Below are 4,368 nucleotides of genomic sequence, written 5' to 3' on the forward strand. Positions count from 1 at the left end.
AGAACATACTCACGCCCGCCCAGACGCCGAACTGCCGGCTGGAGAGCCCCAGCCACTCCCCGGCGAGCGGGAAGGCGACGAGCGTGACGGCGTCGAAGAGGAGGACGGTTCCGGCCGCGAGGGTGATCGCCGACCCGCGCGCGTCGAGGACGCGGCCGATAGCGACGACGGCTGAGACGCCACAGATGCTCGCGCCGGCCGCCAACAGCGACGAGGTCGGCGTTCCCACCCGAAACAACAGCCGGGCTACCCCCTCCGCGAGGACCAGCCCGCCCGCCACCGTCACGAGCACGAGTCCGAGGACGGTCGGTCCGGTGGGGAGGAACTCCTCGACGACGACCTCCTCGCCGAGGAGGACGATCCCGGTCTCCAAGAACAGCGTGTCGACGTCGACCCCGGGTTCGGCCGCGTCGGGTGTCCCGACGGTGTTGCCGACGACCGCGCCGACCACGACGGCGACGACGAGCGGCGAGAGCGCGTCGACCGCCCCACCGATCACGGCGGCGAGAACCGCGCCCCCGCCGAGGAGCGCGAGGCCGGGAACGTAGGGTCTCACGGCGGCGACGACCGTCATCAGACGGTCGGGATCCCGAGCCGTTCCATCCGCCCGAGCAGTTCGACGACGGGATGGACGCCGACGATCCCGAGTCCGAGCACCAGCGCTTGCCAGCCCCGGTCGAGCGCGATCCATCGGTCGACGAGCGGGGAACCGGCGTCGCCACCGTCGCCCGCGTCATCCGGACGGTCAGTTGCGTCGCCCGCGTCATCCGGACGGTCAGTTGCGTCGCCCCGGCGGCCCGTCGCCTCGTCCGCCCTGTCGGCCGCCTCCGATACCATACCCCGGCTTCGACGGGGTCGACACTTAACGAACGGGATACTGCACCGATGGCGAGCGGCGCGACGTCCCCACGAACTCCGGGCGGGACCGAAAGAGGCAGGTGACGCGAGGCCGTCGTCCGATCACTTCGATGGCGACGACACAGATCAAAGACCCCGTCCACGGGTACGTCGAGCTGCCGGACGCGCTCGTCGACGGCGTCGTCGACACCCGACCGTTCCAGCGGCTCCGATACGTCCGGCAGCTCTCCGCGACCCACCTCGTCTACCCCGGCGCGAACCACACGCGGTTCGAACACTCGCTCGGCGTGTACCACCTCGGCCGGACCGTCTTCGAGAATCTCCGTCGGCAGTCGTACTTCACCCGCGACGCCAGCGTCGACGAGCTCGAAGAGATCCAGCGGACCCTGGAGTGTGCCTGTCTCCTCCACGACGTGGGTCATCCGCCGTTCTCACATCTCTCCGAGGGGCTGCTCGACGAGAGCGTCCTCCGCGAGCGCGTCGCCGACGCAGGCCTCGTCGACGCCTTCGATGACGCCGGCGTGGGCGGGGATCCGCTCCGCTCGGCGAGCCCGCACGAGCTGCTCGGCTGTGTGCTCATCGTGGAGGCGTACGGCCACGCGCTGCGTGCGTTCGACGTCGACCCGTTCGAGGTGTGTGCGTACGTGCTCGGCTACAGCCTCGCGTACGAACGCGGCGAGCCGTGGCAGTACGGGGTCGGCGCACAGCTGCTCCACTCGCCCATCGATGTCGATCGGCTCGACTACATCACGCGCGACAACCGGATGACCGGCGCGGGCGTGTTGAGCTTCGACGTGGACCGGATGGTAGACGCCTACACCGCTCATCCCGAGGAGGGACTGGCGCTCTCGGAAAAGGCGCTGTCGACCATCGGTAACTACCTCGAAGGCCGAATCGCGCTGTACATGTGGGTTACCCAACACCACAAGTCGGTGTACGCGAACCGGCTCCTCCAAGCGATGCTCGACGAGTACACCGCGACCGTCGGCGAGCGCCCGGTGAGTGTCGACGGCGTGCTCGAACGGGAGCTGGACGACAACGCCGTGCTCGAACGGCTACGCATCGCCGCCCGGGAGAACCCGGACTCACGGCTGGCGTCGATGTACGACCGCTTCCGGGGCCGGCGGTTCCCGGCGACCTGTTGGAAACACCGGATCGCCCTCGCCGACCGCGTCGACGCCGACATCGACGCCTTCGCGGCGTGGCTCACGAGCGAGGACGACCGGCTGGAGGGGTTGTTGGCGGACGCGCTTGACGTGCCGCCCCACGAGGTGTGGATCGACCGTTCGTACGTCCCGGCGTACGACCCTGACGAGCTGGCGGACATCCCGATCGCCTACGGCGGCACCACGCGCTCGGTCGGCGAGTGGGGCCTGTACGGCGACCGTGCGTTCGACGTGCCGATCCCGTTCGTGTTCGTCCCTGCGGGAACGAAACGGCGAACGATCCGGCTGCTGGAGGCGGCGTTCGCCCACGAAGTCGGCCCAGACGGCGACCGCGTCCGTCGCTGGGCGGGCGTCGACGGGAGCGAAACGGAGGCGGCGACACGGGGTAGTGACGACGACCGCTGAGTCGTCCTCGGACGCTGCGCAGCCACCCTCCCGGACACTCAGTCGTCGGCTTCGGCGGAAACGGTGTCGTCGCCGGCCGTGTCGGTGTCGTCGCCGGCCGTGTCGCTGTCGTCGTCGCCGGCCGACGCCCCCGTTTCGGTGGTGTCGTCGTCGTTGGCGCGCGGGAAGTTGTCGATCGTCGCCGCGCGGAACGCGTCCTCGTCGAACGTGTCCTCCGCGTCGAGGAAGTCGAGAACGGTTCGCACGTCAGTCATCGCGTTCTTCAGCGCCGTCGACGCCCCCGGCGAGGGGGTGATGTTGAACAGGATCCCGTCCCCCTCGATCTTCGCCTCGCCCATATCGAGCGCCCTGTTGTCGGTGTCGACGATCTGCGGGCGGACCCCGCCGTACCCCTTCGCTCGGGAGATGTCGTCGAGCTCGACGGAGGGAACGACTTTCCGCACGTTCGGGAGGAACGACCGCTTCCCCACCGCGGGGAGGTCGTACACTAGGTTCCGGACCACGTACGGGAAGAGGATGCGGTCCGAGAGGATCTCACCGTAGCTTAGGAACGACGACGGAGTGAACCCGAACACGTCGGCGAAGTCGCCGACGGTCGACAGCTCGCCGCGTTCGAGCGCCGGGACGAGCTTCGCGGTCGGGCCGAACCGCGTGACGCTCGCGTCGTGGACGTCGGCGTCGCCGTGGACCGCCGCGAACGGGAGCTTCTTCATCTGGAGCGTGTACACCTTCCCGTTCAACAGGTCGTCCGCGAGGAAGAAACTCCCAGCGACGGGGAGCAGCGACATGTCCCCACCGTACCCCATTTCTTGGGCGAACTGGAGGCTGTGCGACCCGGCGGCGACGACCACCGCGTCGGTCGCGAACTCGCCGTCGTCAGTCTCCACGTGGAACCCGTCGTCGGTCTCGTCGACGCCCGTCACCGTCGTCCCGAGGTGGACGGCGACCCCCGCTTCGGCGCGCGCGGCCTCGACGAAGGAGTTCGCGACCATCCCGTAGTCGACGACGTAGCCGTCCGGCGTCGACAGCGCGAGCAGCTCCGTGTCGGGGTCCCGCCCCTCGACCACCTTCGGTTCGAGCTCGGCGATCTCCTCACGGCCGATCGGTTCGAGCTTCGGGAAGAGCTCGCCGAACCCCTCGTCGTGATAGCGCGCCTCCAGCTCGGCGACCTCTTCCTCTCCGACCGCGAGCACCATCTTGTTGCGCTTGCTGTGCATCTCGCGGTCGGGATCGACGTGTTCGAGGTACCCCGCGAGCAGCTCCGCGCCCTCTTTGACCGCCTCCGCCTTCTCCAGGGTGTAGTTCGTCTCGATGTCGCCGAAGTGGAGCGTCTGAGAGTTGTTCGTGTGGTGGGTGTTTACCGCCCCGATCTCCCGCTCCTTCTCGATCAGGGTGGCCCGGTCGATGTCCGTGAACTTCGCGACCGTGTACAACAGCGCCGCCCCGCTAATCCCCCCGCCGACGATCAGTAGATTGGTGTCGTCTGACATGCGTTCGTGGCTCCGTCTCATCGGGGAGTACCGGATCGATCGTTAACACGTTTCCTATTCCGCGGAGCCGATCGACCGCTCGTCACGGTAGCGCTCGTGGAGCCGCTCGAACACCGATCGTCCCGTCTCCGTTCGCAGACGTCGAACGGTCGTTTCGAAGAACTCGTCGAGGGCGGCGTACTCCCGAAACGCCTCCGGGTCGCCCTCGGCGGGGTCGTACCGCTCGGCGCGCTCGTAGACGAGGGCCTGCAGGCAGGTGTCGAGCAAGTCGCACTCCTTGACGAGGACCGCTGTCGGCGTCTCGCGGGCCTCGTACTCCGCGAACGCGTTCCGGATCCGATCGGGAAGCGGGTCGGTGAGGTCGGCCATCGCCTCGCGCTCCGCGGCCGCCTTCGCGGCCGGGTCGGGGGCGTCGGCCGTCGTATCGGCACGGGTCGCCACGTCGCCGG

5 protein-coding genes are annotated in these 4,368 nt (G+C 68.7%); 1 reads left to right on the forward strand and 4 read right to left on the reverse strand.

The genetic code is table 11. The annotated features are described in order from the left end of the window. Together ACFQEU_RS12030 and ACFQEU_RS12035 are read right to left on the reverse strand one after the other, a co-directional pair. Positions 1-574, reverse strand: a 574-nt coding sequence (locus ACFQEU_RS12030; RefSeq protein WP_379782447.1) for a putative sulfate exporter family transporter, incomplete at its 3' end; no start/stop codon positions are given. Then, positions 574-837 (reverse strand): hypothetical protein, encoded by a 264-nt coding sequence (locus tag ACFQEU_RS12035; RefSeq protein ID WP_379782449.1) that lies wholly within the window; start codon positions 835-837, stop codon positions 574-576. The genes ACFQEU_RS12030 and ACFQEU_RS12035, both read right to left, overlap by 1 nt. A 131-nt stretch (positions 838-968) precedes the next feature. Here ACFQEU_RS12035 and ACFQEU_RS12040 point away from each other — a divergent pair, with 131 nt between their 5' ends. Beyond that, positions 969-2,429, forward strand: a complete 1,461-nt coding sequence (locus ACFQEU_RS12040) for an HD domain-containing protein (RefSeq protein WP_379782451.1) — start codon at positions 969-971, stop codon at positions 2,427-2,429. 38 nt (positions 2,430-2,467) lie between these two features. Here ACFQEU_RS12040 and ACFQEU_RS12045 read toward each other — a convergent pair whose 3' ends face one another. Beyond that, the gene (locus ACFQEU_RS12045; RefSeq protein WP_379782453.1) at positions 2,468-3,919 is read right to left on the reverse strand and encodes an FAD-dependent oxidoreductase; all 1,452 of its coding nucleotides are present in this window, start codon (positions 3,917-3,919) and stop codon (positions 2,468-2,470) included. 54 nt (positions 3,920-3,973) lie between these two features. Next, a partial coding sequence (locus tag ACFQEU_RS12050; RefSeq protein ID WP_379782456.1) for an HD domain-containing protein occupies positions 3,974-4,368 on the reverse strand: 395 nt, incomplete at its 5' end.

The organism is Halorubrum tibetense, assembly GCF_042661865.1.
GTDB classification, from domain to species: Archaea; Halobacteriota; Halobacteria; order Halobacteriales; family Haloferacaceae; genus Halorubrum; species Halorubrum tibetense.

Coding starts and splice junctions, on each gene's coding strand:
- ACFQEU_RS12035 (WP_379782449.1), bottom strand. CDS start 837: ATGGTATCGGAGGCGGCCGACAGGGCGGACGAGGCGACGGGCCGCCGG.
- ACFQEU_RS12040 (WP_379782451.1), top strand. CDS start 969: ATGGCGACGACACAGATCAAAGACCCCGTCCACGGGTACGTCGAGCTG.
- ACFQEU_RS12045 (WP_379782453.1), bottom strand. CDS start 3,919: ATGTCAGACGACACCAATCTACTGATCGTCGGCGGGGGGATTAGCGGG.